Genomic DNA, 18797 nt, shown 5'->3' on the forward strand with positions numbered 1-18797 from the left:
GCTGGCGGCGCTTATTAACCCTAAGCAATCAGTGTGCCAAAAAATAAAAACGTGACAGGTGGGCCTTCTCGCGTGAAAAGCCGCATATTTCAGCCGCTTTTACACTCCAATATGATAAGCATTACGCTAATTTTCTCATCATGAGAATGGGGATGTCTCACCAGCGGATTCACTTTCTGTGTAGGGGAGAGGGTGTCGACGCTGCTGGCTCAACTTGCGGTACTGCTGGGGTGGCATACCCACGTATTTGCTGAAGGTGCTGTAGAACCGGCTACTGGAACGAAAGCCCGCGGTCAGGGCAATATCGAGGATGGTTTTGTCGGTATCACTCAGCAGAGCGCGCACGTGGTTAATGCGCATCGCGGTGATGTACTGCTTCATCGTTTGCTGCATCACACGTTGAAAGATGCCCATCGCATAGTTAGGGTTCAATTTCACATGCTCGGCAACGGCATCAACGGTCAGAGCCTGATCGTAGTGTTCGGCAATAAACTCCAGCATCTGGCTGACATAAAACTGCGCGTGCCGTGAGACGCTGTTCTTTTGCGTTCGTGAGGTTTTGTTCACCAGAATCGGCTGCCAGCCCGCAAGGCATAGCCTTTTCAGCATCAGGGCAATTTCATCAATTGCCAGCTGGCGGATCTGCGGGTTGTCGCTGCTGAGCTCATGCTGCCAGCGCTGAACCTCAAAAGCGCTCAGCTGCTGTGCTGCCAGCGATTTAATTACCATTCCGTGGGTGACGTAGTTGATAAGCTCCCTGTCCAGCGGCCAGGTAAGAAACAGGTGCATTGGCAGGTTGATAATGGCCATCTGTTTGCAGTTGCCGGGGCGGGTGAGTTGATGCGGGGTACAGGCCCAGAACAGCGTGATATAGCCTTGTTTAATGCGCACTTGTTCGTTGTTAATTAAGTACTCAACGTCACCGTCGAACGGCACATTAATTTCTATCTGACCATGCCAGTGGCTGGCGGACATCGCGTGAGGTTGCCTCAGTTCGATATCCATCCGCTGATATTCCGAATAGAGCGTCAGCGGGCTGCGGGTTTGCTTCTCATCGCTGCTGCACATATGCGGGTCCGGAGGCAGCGGCGGCGTGGCATTTTCCTTCATCATCCTGTTCCTGAATCGTCAGATCGGGCGCTATAGCGCATCACTTAGGCCTGAGCTTAGATTAATCGACGGCCCATTTCCTGCACTTTTTCCGCGATTTACTCCCGAAAACTCAGATCGTTGACCTGAGGCGAGCCTATCTGAGTTTTCGGGAATGCTCCCACGGGAACAGGGCAGCGCAGCAAGGGAAGGGTATGCCACTCTGCAGGGGTTCAATGACCTGATGGAGTAATGATGATGTCTGCCCCCAAAATTACCTTTATTGGTGCCGGTTCAACGGTGTTTGTTAAAAACATCCTCGGCGATGTGTTTCAGCGCCCGGCCCTGAAATCAGCGCATATCGCGTTGATGGATATTGATGAGACCCGGCTTGAGGAATCGCACATTGTGGTGCGTAAGCTGATGGAATCGCTCGGTGCTAACGGTGAAATAACCTGTCATCGCGACCAGAAAGCCGCTCTCCAGGGCGCGGATTTCGTGGTAGTCGCGTTCCAGATTGGCGGCTACGAGCCCTGTACGGTAACTGACTTCGAAGTGTGTAAACGACACGGACTGGAGCAAACCATTGCCGATACCCTTGGCCCTGGCGGGATCATGCGCGCACTGCGCACTATTCCGCACCTGTGGCGAATCTGCGATGACATGACCGAGGTGTGCCCGAATGCCACGATGCTGAACTACGTTAACCCGATGGCGATGAATACCTGGGCGATGTACGCCCGTTACCCGCATATCAAGCAAGTGGGGCTGTGCCACTCCGTGCAGGGAACGTCGGAAGAACTGGCGCGCGACCTGGATCTGGATCCGGCGGACCTGCGTTATCGCTGCGCCGGCATCAACCATATGGCGTTCTACCTCTCGCTTGAGAAGAAAGTGGCCAACGGCGAGTACGTCAGTCTTTATCCCGAGCTATTGCAGGCCTATGCCGAAGGCAGGGCACCGAAACCGAATCTGCACGGCAACCCGCGCTGCGAAAATATCGTCCGCTACGAGATGTTTAAAAAACTGGGCTACTTTGTGACCGAATCCTCTGAGCATTTTGCTGAATATACGCCGTGGTTTATCAAACCCGGTCGAGAAGATCTGATTGCTCGCTATAAAGTCCCACTGGATGAATATCCAAAACGCTGCGTTGAGCAGGTGGCAAACTGGCATAAAGAGCTGGAGCAGTACCAGAGCAGCGAGCGCATTGAGGTCAAACCTTCCCGCGAGTATGCCAGCACCATCATGAATGCCATCTGGACCGGAGAACCGAGCGTAGTCTACGGCAACGTACGCAATGACGGGCTTATTGATAACCTGCCGGAAGGGTGCTGCGTGGAGGTGGCCTGTCTCGTGGATGCCAACGGTATTCAGCCAACGAAAGTGGGTAAACTTCCGGCGCATCTGGCCGCGCTGATGCAAACCAATATTAACGTTCAGACGTTGCTGACTGAGGCCATTCTGACGGAGAACCGTGACTATGTGTACTACGCCACCATGATGGATCCGCATACTGCGGCGGTGCTTGGGATCGAGGAGATCTACGCGCTGGTGGACGATCTGATTGCCAGCCACGGGAAATGGCTACCGGACTGGCTGTAGTAGCTGCGCCTCGCCGTCGGGTCCATGGGCCCGATGGTTTTCTGTCACTATCCCTGGAGGAGGCGCTGGTTGCAGCGGCCTTGAGACTATGAGTATTTCACTAACAACAAAACTCAGCTATGGATTTGGCGCTTTCGGCAAGGATTTCGCGATCGGTATTGTTTACATGTACCTGATGTACTACTACACCGATGTGGTTGGGCTCTCGGTTGGCGTGGTGGGTACGCTGTTTCTGGTGGCGCGTATTCTGGATGCTCTGGCAGACCCGTTAATGGGGTGGTTGGTTAACTGCACCCGCTCGCGCTGGGGCAAGTTTAAGCCATGGATCCTGATTGGCACCATCACGAACTCGATAGTCCTGTATATGCTGTTCAGCGCCCATCATTTTTCCGGCGTGGCGCTGCTGGCCTGGGTGTGGGTCACTTATCTGCTGTGGGGATTTACCTACACCATTATGGATGTTCCGTTCTGGTCGCTGGTGCCGACCATCACGCTTGATAAGCGCGAACGCGAGGAGCTGGTGCCGTACCCGCGCTTCTTCGCCAGCCTTTCAGGGTTTGTGACCGCAGGGATCACGCTGCCCTTTGTTAATGCCGTCGGCGGCGGGGATCGTGGTTTTGGCTTTCAGATGTTCACGCTTATCCTGATAGCCTTCTTTGTGGTCTCGACCATCGTGACGCTGCGTAATGTACATGAAGTCTATTCCTCCGACAGCGGAGTGAGTGAGGACTCAGGCGATCACTCTCTGAAGCAGATGGTCTCTCTTATCTATAAAAACAAACAGCTGGCATGCCTTCTGGGGATGGCACTTGCATATAACACCGCATCGAACGTGATCTCTGGCTTTGCTATCTATTATTTTACCTACGTCATTGGCAATGCGGAGCTGTTCCCGTACTACATGTCTTATGCGGGCGTCGCCAATTTGCTGACGCTCATCCTCTTTCCTCGGCTGGTGAAAGGATTGTCACGACGAGTGCTGTGGGCGGGGGCTTCAATCATGCCGGTACTGGGTGGCGGGGTCCTTTTTGGGATGGCACTTAGCGGGAGTTACCCGGTGGTGCTGATTGCCCTTGCGGGTATGTTGCTCAATGTAGGTACCGCGCTGTTCTGGGTGCTGCAGGTTATCATGGTGGCGGATACCGTCGATTACGGCGAATACACCATGAACATCCGCTGTGAGAGTATTGCGTATTCCGTGCAGACCCTGGTGGTGAAGGCCGGGGCGGCGTTTGCGGCCTGGTTTATTGCCGTGGTTCTGGCGGTGATTGGCTATGTGCCAAATACGGTGCAGTCAGCCCAGACTATCTTTGGGATGCAGGCGATTATGATTGTGCTGCCGACGCTGTTCTTTGCCATCACGCTGTTCCTGTATTTCCGTTATTACACGCTGAACGGCGACATGCTGCGTCGTATTCAAATTCATCTGCTCGATAAATATCGCAAAATCCATGAGAGCGAACCCGGCGAGGCGCTGCCGGTGGCGAGCCCAGCACAGGTGAAGGCATAAACATGGAATGGGTGAAAATCATTGGTTATCTTGCTGCGATGCTGACTACGCTCTCTTTTTTGCCTCAGGCGATAAAAGTGATAAGCACCCGTAATACGCAGGGGATCTCGCGGTTAATGTATATCATGTTTGTCACCGGTCTGGCGTTATGGCTGGTGTATGGCCTGCTGATAGGTGACCGGGCGGTCAGTATGGCGAATTTGCTCACACTTATCCTGGCATTACCCATTCTGCTGATGACGCTGCGTCGTCAGTAGTTATGATGAATCTCCCCGGCTGCCCGGGGAGAATTTTACCAGTGATAGCTTATTCCGGTATCCAGTTTGTCCGCACAATCAATGCCAGAAGCCTTATCCCGCACATTGTTAAATTTATAATCGACGAAAACCTGCACATTTTTATTGAAGTAGTAGCTGAACCCCAGCTCTTCGTAATCGAGGATTTGGGTACGCCTGCCAGCAACGGTTTGTGTCAGCCGGGTATAGCTGATGTCTGGCTGTAATTTGTCGGTCAGCATATATTTCGCCAGCGCTTCGTAGCTGACGGAGGAGGTGTTGTTATCACGGACCTGAGGATTAACGGCATTATTACTCTGCGTCAGGACGGCGGCCAGATACAGCTTTCTGCTGTTGTAATTAAGCCCCTCTGCGAAGGTACGAATGTCTTTCTGATAGCCCGCATTCTGTTGTTGATAAAAGGTGGTTGCGGAAGATGAAAGCGAAAATAGTGCACTCAGCTCGGGGGTAAAGTACCACACCAGCGAAGCACCAATGCCGTTGCCATTCTGCTGTTTTAAGGTGTGATAGTCGTTATTGCCTTTGAACTGGTACTGCAGGGCGACCTTCAAGGGATGTTGAAAGAGAGAGAACCTTTTACGCCATGTCATAAGATTAAGCGCCCGGCCGCGCATAAAATTATCAATATAGTTATATGACATCTCACGAAAGAAGGGTGAACGGTCGGTTAATGAGGTTACATCGTATAGCACTCCCCAGTTACGTCCGATATCCAGACTTCCCCAGTCGGGGTTGTCTATCCCGAGAAACGCCAACCGGGTTGCGTTTCTGCTGGCATCTGAAGCGCTGACCGTATATTCCCAGTGGGCGTAGGCCTGCCAGTGTCTGGCGAGATCTTTTTTCCCAATCAAACCAAAATAGAGATAACTTCGATCGCCATCGTCTTTCACGTTATTGCTGGTAAAACGTCTGGCGATAATTGTGCCGTAAAAATCGAGTTTTTTGCCGTCCTGGTTCACAAGATTAACCGCCAGAACCGCTGGCGAAAACAGTAGTGAGATGGCTACAAAGCAGTAGCGCGGAAATTGCAATGTCATGATAAATAGCCCTAAAGAAGATCTGACACCCAAATGGTGACAGGGGATAGATTTACCGGGACATATGCTCACTGCTGCATTCCAGTAGAATGAGCGGGTTATTATTATGCGGAAACGATTTGTTTACGACCAAAGTAGCTGACAATGCCATTGGTAATGGCGGAAGCAATCTTGTAGCGAAATGCCGTTGTGCCTAAAAGTCTTTCCTCCTCAGGGTTAGTGATAAACGAGGTTTCTACCAGCACGGAAGGGATATAAGGTGACTTCAGTACCACAAAAGCGGCCTGTTCCGTTTGCCGTGAATGCATAGGGTGAACGGGGGAGATATGGCGAACAATATGCGACCCCAGCAGCAGACTTTCCTTAATGGTTTCCGTCTGCTCGAGATCAAAAATGATCCTGTCCAGATATTTGTCTTTGTGCATAGCCCTATTGCCGGCAACTTCATCTGCCGCATTTTCACTTTTCGCAAGGTATTTTGCCATTGCGCTGCTGGCTCCCCGGGTTGAAAGGGCAAAGACGGAAGCCCCGTGAGCGGCAGGGCTGGTGAAGCCATCGGCGTGAATCGACATAAAAAGAGAGGCATTATGCGCGTGGGCGATCTGGACGCGGTCGTAGAGTGGAATAAACGTATCATCTGTGCGCGTCAGGAAAGCATCAATGCCGTGACCTTTTAAGAGGTTTTTAACGTTATTGGCAATCTCCAGCACAACATGTTTTTCCAGCGAACCTTCATGGCCCACCGCACCTGAATCAATGCCGCCGTGCCCGGGATCCAGCATGACCGTATATTTCCCACGACCATGAGTCGGGGAGGGGGAATGAGGATGTATTAACCGTTTTTGTGCCTGCGCATGAGCAAATGGTGTAACTAACGCATTGGCGGCGAGAGTCGCTAAACCAGCAAGAATGATCTGCCGGCGTGTCGTTTTCCTGTCCAAAACAATCACCTCGTTGTTGCATTTATTGTGATGTTATAACGTTTACCCTGGCCGGGATCGAGGCTTTGAATGTTATTTATTGTTGCTGTGGGTTACCTCGTGTTTTCACATAGCCTGCTAACCCGGTGGAAGCGCTAAAAATAAATAGCTTCGGAAAACCATATACTTCCCACCGAAACATATTGATATAGATCCTTTCAAAAGATAATTATTCTCATTTGAGAGTGTTATGTTATAACGTTTTTACTCATTGCAAACCCACACAACAGGTGATGATTACCCCATTGTTCAATGACTCATCCTGGGGAGGAATTATGTCTACCGAACTCGCTAAAGAAGAAAAATTAAATGTTGCTGCCGTACTGGCGGTTTCACTCAGCACCGTTATTGCCATGCTGGATAGCACGATTGCCAACGTAGCTCTACCGGTGATCGCCAAAGATTTTGCCGTTTCTGAATCCTCTTCCATCCTGATAATTAATGCGTACCAGTTTGCGGTTATTGCTTCGTTACTGGTTTTTGCAGCCCTGGGGAGAAAAGTCGGGAACAAGCGAATCTTCATTATGGGAGCGATTCTTTTTGCCTTCTCATCCCTTGGATGCGCGCTCTCTGACACGCTGAATATGCTCACCGTATTTCGTGTGGTTCAGGGATTTGGTGCGGCGGCGATTCTGAGTGTGAATGCGGCGCTAATAAAAGATATCTACCCGCCGAGGCTACTAGGGCGAGGGTTGGGGATTAATGTCATGGTGGTCTCTGTTTCCGCCGCCGCCGGACCTTCAATTGCCTCTGCCATTATGTCCGTGGCGAGCTGGAACTGGCTGTTTACCATTAACGTACCCATTGCCTGTATTTCGCTCGTGCTGTGTATGGTGTCGCTAAAATCGACTCAACGCATGGAAACCCGCTTTGATAAAGCAGGCGCCGGGTTGGTGTTTCTGACGTTTATTTCGTTTTCAACGCTGATGCTCGGAGTAACGAAAAATAACCCTATTGAAGTGGTTCTGAGTGCAATAATCCTGGCCGTGCTGGCGACAATTCTCTATGTCGATCAGAAAAGGAAGCATGATAGTGCATTGATACCGGTAGAAATATTCCACAGTAAAACCTTCTCATTGTCGTTACTGATGTCGACGCTGTCGTACAGCACACAGCTACTGGCCTTCGTCTCCCTACCGTTTTATTTCCATAACGTGCTGCACCGCAATGTTGTGGAGATCGGTATGTTGTTGACCGCATGGCCCCTGGCAACGATGTTGACCTCGCTGGTGGCCGGGGATCTTATTAAAAAACATGACCCTAACCTGGTCGCGCTTTCAGGGCTATCGCTGCTTCTCGTAGGTACGCTGCTTATGGTATGGCTTCCGGGCGAGCCTTCGAATCTGCAGATCCTCTGGCGAGTGGCCATTTGCGGGTTTGGTTTTGGGCTATTCCAGTCTCCTAACAATTATCTCATTATGACGTCGGTCTCGCATGAGAATAGCAGTATTGCCAGCGGGCTACTGGGGAGCTCCCGACTTGTCGGACAAATTATTGGTTCCGCGCTGGTGGCTGTTTTCTTCAATCTCTATGCAAGCCATGGCACAAATATTAGCCTGCTCGCAGGAGCATTTTTCTCGTTGCTGTCTTTGACCGTAAGTTATCTTCGATTCAAATCTGGCCATCAGGCACAAAATTTTAGCAATAAAGCAGTATGAGGTTATTAATGAAAATAAAGTCTATTAAGGTCATATTGTTTATGATTATTTTTTCAGTACTTTCTGGTTGTTCAACATACAATCCGGTCAATCTGCAGAAAAAAAGTATTGCACCAAAGAGCAGTTACTACGATTTTCAGCCAGCGATATACGTGGGTGACCATCTTAAATATGGTTTGCTGAACGGCGATCATGGAGAAATAACGGTAGCAAAAATTGAACCCAATCGCATCACGGGTGATAACGGTAGAGTGATCACTTTGTCAAAGTTATCATTTCTGGAGCGAAAAGATATTTCAACAGGTAAAACGGCGGCATTAGTTGGGGGTGGGGTGGCAGCGACAACGGTCATTGTCTTCCTGGCTGGTGTGACTATTATCGGCTTAGGCGCAGTAGCCGCCATTACATCATAATCAACAAATATCATTGAGGGATTAACTATGGCTAATACCAGAGCATTACCAGCTTTTATTGTATCATCGTTGCTTATTTTTCCGGTAATAAGTCATGCAAGTGATTTTATTCAGAACAAAAACACAACCAATACGGCACATGATCAGAAAGCTACAACATTAAAGTTCAACCGCATTGTTATTACCGGGAACTGTCCCTTCGGTGTGATTATGGCTAATAATCTTGCATATCAGCATGTTATTGGTGTAGGTCCGTGGGCGTTTCTGCATTCCAACATGAAGCTCCTCAGAGATATGAAACCAGATATAGATCGTATTACGACTGACTTTATTAATAAGGATTATGTGGTGAATATGGAGTCGTTGCTTAATCTACAGCCAGATATTATTTATTATTACGGTAAAAGTCAGGATGACAATCTGGAGCGAGCAGGGGTACCTACCGTAAATTTAGACGCCGGTGGCGATACGAAATTTGAGCCCATAGAGACACAGCTCTATTGGGAAAACACATTTAACCAGACGCTGGGTTTGCCACACAGCCATAAGTTTGCGGATGCGTGGAAAACAACGCTTGCTGAGGCAAAGCCGTATGTTGAGAAGATGAGAGGGCAACACATTCGCGCACTTTATCTGGAGCAAAGTGATGGTAAACAGCTTAAAGTCAGTGGACCTAAGACCTATGGTGATACATATCTTAAAATGGCGGGGATGGAAAATGTAGCCAGTAACCTGACTGTCAAAGGGGATGCTGGCAGGTATATAAATGTATCGATGGAACAGATCATTCAGTGGGATCCTGATATTATTTTTGTGGTTTTTGGTAGTGCGAAGGATATTCTTAATAATAAGAACCCTGGGCAGGACTGGAGTAATGTAAAAGCATTTAAGAATAAGAAGATTTTTTCCACTCCTGTTGGCCTGCATAACTGGGGAGGGCTGTCAGCTGAAACCGCGCTGTTGCCTTTATATATGATTAATAAATTTAACCCTGATTATATTAGTGATCAAAAAATGAAAGAGTTAACACGGCTACATTATAAAAAAATGTTTAATTATGCTATCCCTGATGCACTCCTTGATGACGAGCTCAGTCAACATTAATTAAATTAATTCTGGCAGGCTTACTATGCAGAAAAAAGAAAGATACCTTCTGGTGATGGGAGTGCTACTGACTTTATTATTATTAATGGCAATAGCATCACTGTTTATCGGGCGTTATACCATACCTTTTAGCGAGATGTTAAGAGAACTGCTGCATCATGATAGCCAGCATTGTTTGCACACCGGACTGTCCGTTATATCCAACCTCCGGTTACCAAGAGTGGTGGCGGTCATGATGGTTGGGGCAGGGTTATCGGTTGCAGGCTGTACCTATCAGGCAGTACTACGCAATGCGCTGGCGAGCCCGGATGTTCTTGGTACGTCATCAGCAGCGGCGTTCGGGGCGGCTTTAGGCATTTTGCTCGGCCTCCCGCTACAGCTCAGCGCATTTTCCTCCTTCATTTTTGGCATTGTCAGCCTCTGTTGTGTCATGGGGCTTTGTTATCTCAAGAAAAATAGCGGCGAGCTGACAACCATACTTTCTGGGATTATTGTCGCTTCGGTATTCATGTCTTTTGTTTCCATCATCAAATATGTAGCCGATCCTCAGGATCAGCTTCCGGCCATTGTGTTTTGGCTGATGGGGAGTTTTGCATCGCTGATAAAAGAACAGGTTTATGGGCTGATCCCACTGTTTGCGATTTGTTATCTGATAATTTACAGATTGCGATTTAAAATCAATGTGTTATCACTCGGTGATGATGAGGCGAAAATAGCCGGAATAAACCCGCAATGGCTGAAGGCGATATTGCTGATTACTGGTTCCATTCTGGTGGCGGCTTCAGTCACTATCGCCGGGGTAGTCGGCTGGGTTGGTCTGGTGATCCCACACCTGGTTCGAACCCTGGTCGGCTACAACCACGGAAAGCTGATCCCGGCATCTGCGCTGTGTGGGGCGGTGTTTTTACTGCTGATCGACGATATTGCCAGGACTGTGACGTATGCAGAAATTCCCATTGGTATTCTCACCGCGCTGATTGGCGCTCCTCTGTTTGCCGTGCTGTTCATTATGAGTAACCGTTATGATCGAAGTGAATGAACTGACGTTTGCCTTCAAAGGCAGCAAAAATACGTTTGAAAATGTAAGCTTTACTCTGGAAGATGGAGAAATCCTGTGTGTACTTGGGCCGAACGGCGTCGGGAAAACCACGTTACTTAAAACAATCGCGGGTTTGTATCAACCCGTCAGCGGCACCTGTCGGATCGGCAGAGTAGGGAACAGAGAGCCCCGTCTGGCTTATGTTCCGCAGGCGAAACGCGTTCACTTTTCTTATAGCGTACTCGATTTCGTCTCTTTCGGATGCCCGCTTCGCGGCAGAATGATGGCGTCGCCGGGAAGCAAAGACATTGAAAAATCATCACAAATGCTGGCTGATCTGAGTGCCAGCTACCTTGAGACTAAGGACATCAACCAGATTAGCGGCGGTGAACTGCAGATGTGTTATATCGCTAAAGCGCTGGTTTCCGAACCCGATGTTGTGGTACTCGACGAGCCAGAATCTAATCTGGATTTCAACAACCAGGCCCGTATCATTCGGTTATTGCGTCAGCTATCGCGTGAGAAGAATGTCACCGTTATCCTGAACACGCATTTTATTAACCATGCCAACAGCATCGCAGATAAGTGTTTGCTGATGAGTAGAAAGGGTTACTTTTATGGCGACAAGAAGACGGCTCTGGATGAGGATTTTCTGACTGAATACTTCCATGTTCCTGTAAAACGATGCCATTTTGAGCACCGAGGAGTGCAGGAAGAGTCATTCGTCATCGCAGCACCATGAGACACCGGGCAATAGGCACAAAATAACGTTCTTATCATCTGATAACCGTGGTATCAGCTGATTGTATAATTGCGCCTTATACGTTGATTTTTCTCAGGGATTATAAAATGAAAGCAGGAATCTGCTTCGCGCTGGCGATCGTGATAGCTGGGCCGGTGTACGCCATGGAACCCATCCAGTTTAAACCGGCAATTCTTAATGCCGCGTTGTTGTTCAGCCACGATCCAAGCGTTGGGCCGGTCAAGCAGAGTCTGCAATGGATCCGCAATAGTGAAGGGGAGTTAGTTGCCACGACCGACGTCCGCTACGATCGCGAGGGTTGTTTCAATCGCGCGAATATGGTCGATAAGCTTAACGGCGTTGAATTCCATCTGGAAAACAAGAACGGTGTTTTGAGTTCTCGCAACGGACAGCATATCTCCGGCAAGGTCAATCAGGCCTGTCAGATCACAGAACTGCATAATGACAGCGGGAGTTATACGCTCAGCTACAATGCTCGTGGATTACTCGAATCAATGACTAACACAAAAACAGGTGAAGTCAGCCAGCGTTTTGAGTATCGGTTTGGCCAGTTCCCGGTGCGCATACGAGAGTACGACAAACAGACAGATAAGGTTATCGCGTATCCGGCGGGGAATCCGCAGTTCCTCGATTTCGAATCGGCGATTGGTACCGACAAAGTGAACATCTGGCTGAAGCAGAGCTGTGCATACCGAAAAGACGGTAACGCAGGATTATGCTCATTAGTCACCGCGTATGATGAGAACTACCGGGAAGGTGCAACGGTCATGTTTTCAAATCATCAAACGCTGTACTACCAGGATTGATGCCGCCGGGCGGTGAAAAAGCAGGGAAGATGAGCAGGAACAACGAGGCGTCAGGCGTGTCGTTGCTCCTGATGTCTAATTTAACATAATATACATTATGCGCACTAACGTAGAATCAGACAGATTCCGGCGTTTTGTGGTCATGATTGCCCTGGTCGTTCAGTACCTCTGAAAGTTCTTTTTCCAGTGCGGAAACTAACAAACTCGCCATTTAGTAATGATGGCTTCCACCACGGTATATGGTACGTCTCCTGATAAGTGGCGGTTTCAATCGCCTCTTATCAGTTTCAAATTAGCCTGAAATTTTGCGCATGCGCAAATTAAGTAGGATCAGGCGCACTCATCCTGAGAAGTGTAGTGATAACCTCCACTACGATAGCCATAGCAATAGTCACTCACTTTGTTCTGTCGAATCCCGTTAAGCACCACGCCTGCAATGTCCACGCCGTGAGTCGCCAGCTTTTGCACGCTGAGCGCGGTCTCTTTCAGTGAAGTTTGCCCTGCTCTTGCCACCAGCAGCGTCAGGCATTGCTGTTTGCCAATAATTGCTGCATCGCTAACCGCCAGTACCGGCGGCGTATCGATAATCACCACATCATAGTGTGCTTTTGCCCATGCGACGATCTGAGCAAAACGTGATTCCACCAGCAGTTGGGAAGGATCCAGTTTGTGCATACCCCGGGTGATGACATCAAAGCCCCCCGCCGGAAAACACCGAACGATATCCTGTACCTCATGAGTACCGCTCAGTAGTGCGGAAAGTCCTTCCCCGCGATCCATCTTAAACAAGGTATGCGCATCACCGCGCCGCAGGTCGGCGTCAATAAACAACACCTTTTGCCCTGTCTCTGCCATCAGTGCTGCCAGCGAGGTACTTAAAAAGGTTTTACCGCTGTTTTCCGTTGCACTACAAACCATCAGCAGATTGTTGTTTCTCTCCTGCATTTCAAAATACAGGCTGGTTCGCAGGCCACGGATCGCCTCGACCGAAAGATCGGCAGGATTTGCCAGGCATAAAAAAGGACGCGGACCCTGTGCTGTCTGTTGACCCGACGGCCACAGAGCGCGAATCGACCGGCGTGAGCGTCGTTCAAGCCACCCCGAATGTGGTACGGCGGCACAGACCTGTAACCCTAAATCCTCGAGCTGCTCGGTGGTATCAACGGTCTGTTTTAGCATCCGTCGTAACAGTACAAGCCCGCAGGAAAACAGCGCTCCCATCAGCAATCCCAGCACAACGATCAGCGTTTTTTTAGGTCCGATCGGGACAACCGGTACGGTGGCGGTATCAATAATGCGGACATTCCCCGTCACGCCAGAGCGAGTGATACTCAGCTCCTGCTGACGGGTCAGTAGTTGGATATACACCTCGCGTCCCGATTCCACTTCCTGACTCAGGCGGAAAATCTCCTGCTGCACAGAAGGCATCTCAGAGACACGCTGATCAAGCTTGCGTTTCTCTTTTTCCAGGGTACGGCGTTTTTCCGCCAGCGCCCGATAGGTCGGGTGCTCTTTTTTGTACAACTGAGAGAGTTCAGCTTCTTCAAAAGTCAGCATATTCAACTGACTGTCAACGCCCGCCACCTGTTCCAGAATCGCTTTGGTTTCCAGACTAAGATCGATAGAGTCATTCCGCTGTCGGTAGCCGTTGAGTTTGTTTTCCGCTTCCGTCAGATTTGTGCGCACTTCCGCCAGCAGTTCCTGCAAAAAGGCGAGGCTTTTGGCTTCTTTATCGGTCTGACGAGCCACATTTTGCTGCAGATAGTTTTCGGCAATGATGTTCAGGGTCTGTGCAATTGCCACAGGCGATACCCCTTTCATCGTCAGGTCGATCATGCCGCTATCCCCTTTACTGGCACCGATCGTCATGTTTTTTTTCAGCTCCTGAATCGCTTCCTGCTCTGTCAGCCGGGATAGCGTAAACCGGCTTCCCGCCGGAGCATTCAGCGCACTAATCTCAAGAGTCAATCCTCCGTCCTGCAGCGGTTGCCCGACTTTCCCATCCAGGCGCGTTGTACCTTTCGTCAGGGTATAGTGTTTGCTATCAACAACCTGCAGAACCCTCGGTGACTGATCCGTTGTGATGTACTGGTGAATAGTCGGAAGTTTCACCATGTTATTCGTTAGCCTCGCCCATGCGTGTCCAACGACCGGGAAATAAACCGGATTCACTACCGTCTGCAATCCGGCATCACGTACCGTTTTGCCGAGGATCATTCGCGATCGCAAAAGCTCAGTCTCCGAGGCCGTACCAGTAGATAGCTCAGGCATGAGTGAATCTAACCCGCCCGGCAGCAGGCCGTTTTGTTTTTTCTCGACCTGGATCAGCACATCTGCCTGGTACTGCGGTGCTGCTGTCATGGCGAACAACAAAGCCATCAGGCCGGAGAGCAGGCTCAGCGCGACTATCTGCTTCCAGTGACTCAGTAACGTCACTACCAGATGAAGTAAATCGATCTCTTTGTCAGGTAACGACGTGGATAACGGGGTATTACTATTGGCAAGCATGAAGAGAACTCGGTAGAGAATAAGTATTAAGACGTCTGGCCCATTGCAGAGCATCCTGCTCCAGCAGACCAAACACAGATTCGAAAATGGCCACGCCACGTCGGTATGGGTCAGGAATGGTGCGGTGCTGGGACCAATGGCCAAACAGCATTGTCTTGCCCCTTGCCCAGGGAGCCAGTGCGCTAACCTGGCGGAGGTGCTCTGGTTCCATTACCAGCAAAAGGTCATACTGGCGTGCCATCTCCTGCGTCAGACTTCGGGGAACATGCCCCTCCAGCGTCAGGCCGCGCCCCAGCGATACATGCTGCGCCAGCGGATCCGCCTGGTCGGCGGCTACGGCGACAGTGCCAGCCGAATCCACCCGCAGATTGCCGCACGCGCGCCGCAACAGACGCTCTCCTACCGGTGAACGACACAGATTTCCGCTACAAATAACTAAGACTGACCTCACCATCAGTTTTCCCAATGATTCAGGCTACTCAGATCGCGCAGGCCGATGACAGAAGGCAGCATCTGTGAAATGACCCGGTTCCAGCGAGAGACGGGTGCCGTAGTGACCCAGACAATATCGTAAGGCTCAAGCCAGAACTCGGTGCCCAGCGCCATCGCCATCGCATCCTTCGCATCCAGTTGATACACGCTGGCAATTTTTCCCGCCGGACGATCTTTAAGCGCACGGATAACGAAAATACCGCTGGCATCCGCCACTTCCTGACGTACGCCATCGGCATTGCCGAGCGCCTCAGTCAGCGTCATACCGCTACGATCCATTTTCAGGGTACTTTGTTTACCCACTTCACCCATCACGAACACTTTCCGGGCGTCGTTACGCGGGACATACAGCAGATCGCCGGCAGCCAGCAGATGGTTTTGCGAAAGATCGCCCAGCTGAAGTAACGCGTATAACGACAGACGACTGTCCTGCCCGTTGCGTGTAAGGACGACGTTATGCCAGTCGGCGTCATTCGTCAGCCCGCCCGCAGCATTCACCGCATCCATTACCGTCAGCGGAATATTGGTTAACGGCTGTTGCCCGCTGCGTGCAACTTCACCGGTGATATAGACTTTTTGCGAACGAAATGCGGCCACGCTGACATCCACCTGTGGACTCTCGATAACGCTCTCAAGTCTGCTGGCAATAAGGTTGCGGACCTGCGACATCGTTTTCCCCGCCACTTTTATCCTCCCCAGATAAGGGTAAAAAATCGTGCCATCAGCCGCGACCCAATTCCCTGCTTCGCTGGCACTGCGGTATTGCCCGGCGGGGGTCGTCAGCTCTGGGTGCGACCAGACAGTGACAGTCAGAACGTCGCCAGGGCCAATGCGGTATTCGTAACGATTGAGTTTTTCATCAAGTGTTGGATTCGCTTGTGAGGTAATTACCTGCGGGCGAAGGGTTTCAACTAACGACGGTGTGATAGCGTAGACATTAACCTGCTGGCTGAGCTCGTCTGTCTGTGAAACCTCATTAGAGGAATGAGTAACAGAAATATGTTGGCCGGGAACAACCGTACAACCTGCCAACAAAATGATAAATAACGTCATCAGAGATGTACGAGAAAAAAGGATATTTTTCATGTCAGATAATAGTAAAGTAATATATAAGAGTGACTTAGTGCCTGTCCCATTAGGCTATGTTATTTGTCAGTTTGTCCATGCACAGCATTCAGTTTTTCCGTGCTGTCCGTGTCCAGTCTGCCTGTAACAATGAGGCCTTATGGGATAAGCCATTAATCTTTAATATTACAGAATACCCTTACCATTATTTAGTGGAAAATATAGTGAAAATAAGACATTCGAGACCAAAGCCGGGCGATTTTTTAACTTGCATTAACCCGCAGCAGATTTTCATGCGCCATTTCGTGATAATCCATAATCAAGTTCATCGCCAGGTTTAATGCTAATACATCGGTTGGTTCAATCTGCTCAAGACGGTTGTAGTAAGCATACATTTGAGGCAACTGACTGGTGTTTCTGACGCTGGATCTCAACTGGTGAAACACTTCTCTTCGTAGGCATGTTATTAACGCTCGCCGGGTTACTGCTTGTGAGTTATCCGGGAAAATGAGAATGACCAGATATCCAATCAGGCTCCCAATGAGTTGTCCCAGGGCTGCATCAATGAAGGCATTGAAGTTGAAAACCATTGGGTTGCTGAGCACCAGAAGATTCAGCACTCCCATCAGCGTCCCCATTGCACCGATGCGTTTTTTTTGCCCTTCCCAACCTATCACGAAGATGAGCAAAACCATGCTGATTAACAGCAACATCAGGTTTTGTTGCGTCATGGGTAATACGACTAAAAAATAGAACATTCCCAGCGGGAGTGCGATTAACATTCCCAGTACAAAATCCAGTCCTGTTTTTTGAGGGTTGGTTGTCCGCATCGCCAGTGAACACATCACGGCGATCACGACCATAAATCCGCTGGCTGAAGTCCAGCCGGTCCATCCCCAAATTGCAACGCATGTCATACTGGCGACAAATGCACGCAGTCCATTTATTGCCGATGAAAATTGCTCTGCACTTTTCACTATCGCGGGTTCAGTTTTTCGTAGCAATTTGCTCTCAACTGGAAGATACGCGCAATTACTGAAAATACCCCGAACCAATAGCCGATAGCGAATCATACCGCCTAGCCAGTACAGGATTTTCAGTTGCAGCGGGTTTGATTTGCTTGATAAGAGACTGTGATGTAACGATCTGAGTTGATGCCTAATCCCTGGGCTTTCATAGATTTTTGTCTCAAACTGACTGGACAAAGACTCTGCGAGTATCATTTTATTTTGTGACAAATCCCGCTGTACTTCATGTGAACAGGTCAATATAGACAGTGACAATGCATACAACTTTTTCCCACGATGCGCGCATTTTTCCCAACGCGAGGATTCTCGTGCCAGTAAGTTTAATGTCGACTCCAGCTTAATATGTAACTGATGAAGTACCAGCCACTGTTCTCGTGGTACATTTCCACCGAGAGATAAGCAAAGCGAACGCATTATCTGATAGTGTGATATGAAAATCTGCTCAACCAAATCATCAATGTCTGCTTTTGCGGATCGGGGCATGAATATAACCTCGGCGATAAAAGCACAGCAGATCCCAAACATAACCTCGCTAATACGTTCAATAACGAACTCTGGTGCCAGCGATAACGTTCCGGGTGTACTTGTTACTGTGACTATCAAAATAAGTACTGTATATCCTGATAGCGCCCAGGCGTATGCATATTCAACGCGTACCAGAGAGGAGCGCCAGGTGCAAACACCAATCCATAGACAACAAAGCAATAACATTACCACAGGAGCACGGGCTGCAAGGAACATAATAAGCAGCCCCACCATTCCTCCGAGCAGAGTGCCCACTACACGTAGTAAACTGCGATGAAATATTGCTCCAGAATAGGGTTCTTGCCCCGCAACAAAAGCTGGCCCCGCAATAACAATGACCGCAGTGACAACAGCCCAGCGAGGAATCTCTAGCTGAAAATAGAAGCCTGATGCTAAAGCTAGTGCGACAGCAAAACTGAGCTTCAGGGCACTGCGAAGTCTACATAATTGCACTACTCTCATTTATATACCACCAACACTTAAAATATTTATTTATATCTTATTGCTGATACAAGCAACATAAAAAAAGAAACTTAACATGTCTGAGTGTAAGCAAGTTAATTAATGTGATAAAACTGAATGCAGTATGATAACAAAATAAAGCGATTGCTAACGTGAGCTAATTACACTGTAGAGATAAAATGGTCATTTACAAAAATGTAATTCACCCTCCCCCTACTCTACTCAAGCCAGACTCGTCTCAATCTTCTTGCATAAATAAGTAACCGTGATTAACAGTTGCATTAAATAATATAATTGTTCGGTGCGGGTGTTTTTTGATGGTTATTTCGTAAGCTTGCACTCTGTTACACCGAGCTGATTCATTATCTGAGGCTATCTAATTAGATTACCGATTCCACTTTTTCATTTTAACTTTTG

16 protein-coding genes are annotated in these 18797 nt (G+C 49.2%); 9 read left to right on the forward strand and 7 right to left on the reverse strand.

Features of this window, described 5'->3' with window-relative positions; all coding sequences use genetic code 11:
* Nucleotides 1-138: 138 nt before the first annotated feature.
* A complete protein-coding gene (melR, locus tag C7387_RS05705; RefSeq protein ID WP_120816260.1) occupies nt 139-1110 on the reverse strand; it encodes a transcriptional regulator MelR in 972 nt (323 codons plus the stop codon).
* A 234-nt stretch (nt 1111-1344) separates the two neighbouring features.
* On the opposite strand from melR, the gene melA reads away from it, so the two are divergent.
* The 3 genes from melA (at nt 1345) to C7387_RS05720 (ending at nt 4461) form a co-directional block, all read left to right on the forward strand.
* Nucleotides 1345-2694 (forward strand): alpha-glucosidase/alpha-galactosidase, encoded by a 1350-nt coding sequence (gene melA, locus C7387_RS05710; protein ID WP_134436794.1) that lies wholly within the window; start codon nt 1345-1347, stop codon nt 2692-2694.
* An 88-nt stretch (nt 2695-2782) separates the two neighbouring features.
* Entirely contained in the window at nt 2783-4204 is a 1422-nt protein-coding gene (gene melB / locus C7387_RS05715) for a melibiose:sodium transporter MelB (protein ID WP_120816261.1), read from the forward strand.
* Nucleotides 4205-4206: 2 nt separating this feature from the next.
* Entirely contained in the window at nt 4207-4461 is a 255-nt protein-coding gene (locus tag C7387_RS05720; RefSeq protein WP_006820057.1) for a SemiSWEET transporter, read from the forward strand.
* 35 nt (nt 4462-4496) lie between these two features.
* On the opposite strand, the gene C7387_RS05725 is transcribed toward C7387_RS05720, so the two are convergent.
* The gene (locus C7387_RS05725) at nt 4497-5537 is read right to left on the reverse strand and encodes a porin (RefSeq protein ID WP_006820056.1); all 1041 of its coding nucleotides are present in this window, start codon (nt 5535-5537) and stop codon (nt 4497-4499) included.
* A gap of 104 nt (nt 5538-5641) precedes the next feature.
* Nucleotides 5642-6487, reverse strand: a complete 846-nt coding sequence (gene amiA / locus C7387_RS05730) for an N-acetylmuramoyl-L-alanine amidase AmiA (RefSeq protein ID WP_120816262.1) — start codon at nt 6485-6487, stop codon at nt 5642-5644.
* A 305-nt stretch (nt 6488-6792) separates the two neighbouring features.
* On the opposite strand from amiA, the gene C7387_RS05735 reads away from it, so the two are divergent.
* The 6 genes from C7387_RS05735 (at nt 6793) to C7387_RS05760 (ending at nt 12300) form a co-directional block, all read left to right on the forward strand.
* Complete coding sequence (locus tag C7387_RS05735; RefSeq protein ID WP_038257443.1) at nt 6793-8175, forward strand: MFS transporter; 1383 nt, start codon at nt 6793-6795, stop codon at nt 8173-8175.
* Between the two features lie 41 nt (nt 8176-8216).
* On the forward strand, nt 8217-8588 hold the full coding sequence (locus C7387_RS05740; RefSeq protein WP_112471457.1) for a hypothetical protein: 372 nt from the start codon (nt 8217-8219) through the stop codon (nt 8586-8588).
* A gap of 27 nt (nt 8589-8615) precedes the next feature.
* Complete coding sequence (locus C7387_RS05745) at nt 8616-9692, forward strand: ABC transporter substrate-binding protein (protein WP_120816263.1); 1077 nt, start codon at nt 8616-8618, stop codon at nt 9690-9692.
* Nucleotides 9693-9717: 25 nt separating this feature from the next.
* Nucleotides 9718-10731 carry a FecCD family ABC transporter permease gene (locus C7387_RS05750; RefSeq protein WP_038257449.1) on the forward strand — a complete coding sequence of 338 codons (1014 nt, stop codon included), beginning with the start codon at nt 9718-9720 and terminating at the stop codon, nt 10729-10731.
* A complete protein-coding gene (locus C7387_RS05755; RefSeq protein ID WP_006820050.1) occupies nt 10715-11473 on the forward strand; it encodes an ABC transporter ATP-binding protein in 759 nt (252 codons plus the stop codon). The genes C7387_RS05750 and C7387_RS05755 overlap by 17 nt, the downstream gene beginning before the upstream one ends.
* 107 nt (nt 11474-11580) lie before the next feature.
* A complete protein-coding gene (locus C7387_RS05760) occupies nt 11581-12300 on the forward strand; it encodes a YnfC family lipoprotein (RefSeq protein ID WP_120816264.1) in 720 nt (239 codons plus the stop codon).
* A gap of 330 nt (nt 12301-12630) precedes the next feature.
* Here C7387_RS05760 and C7387_RS05765 read toward each other — a convergent pair whose 3' ends face one another.
* From C7387_RS05765 to C7387_RS05780, 4 genes are all read right to left on the reverse strand, one after another.
* Nucleotides 12631-14808, reverse strand: coding sequence for a polysaccharide biosynthesis tyrosine autokinase (locus C7387_RS05765; RefSeq protein ID WP_244922344.1), 2178 nt, complete (start codon nt 14806-14808; stop codon nt 12631-12633).
* Nucleotides 14795-15274 carry an arsenate reductase/protein-tyrosine-phosphatase family protein gene (locus tag C7387_RS05770; protein WP_071777535.1) on the reverse strand — a complete coding sequence of 160 codons (480 nt, stop codon included), beginning with the start codon at nt 15272-15274 and terminating at the stop codon, nt 14795-14797. The genes C7387_RS05765 and C7387_RS05770 overlap by 14 nt, the downstream gene beginning before the upstream one ends.
* The gene (locus tag C7387_RS05775; protein ID WP_120816266.1) at nt 15262-16386 is read right to left on the reverse strand and encodes a polysaccharide export protein; all 1125 of its coding nucleotides are present in this window, start codon (nt 16384-16386) and stop codon (nt 15262-15264) included. Before C7387_RS05775 ends, C7387_RS05770 begins: the two co-directional genes overlap by 13 nt.
* A 242-nt stretch (nt 16387-16628) precedes the next feature.
* The gene (locus tag C7387_RS05780; RefSeq protein ID WP_120816267.1) at nt 16629-18380 is read right to left on the reverse strand and encodes an FUSC family protein; all 1752 of its coding nucleotides are present in this window, start codon (nt 18378-18380) and stop codon (nt 16629-16631) included.
* Nucleotides 18381-18797: the final 417 nt, after the last annotated feature.

It is taken from the genome of Yokenella regensburgei, from assembly GCF_003634235.1.
In the GTDB taxonomy this organism is placed as follows: domain Bacteria; phylum Pseudomonadota; class Gammaproteobacteria; order Enterobacterales; family Enterobacteriaceae; genus Yokenella; species Yokenella regensburgei.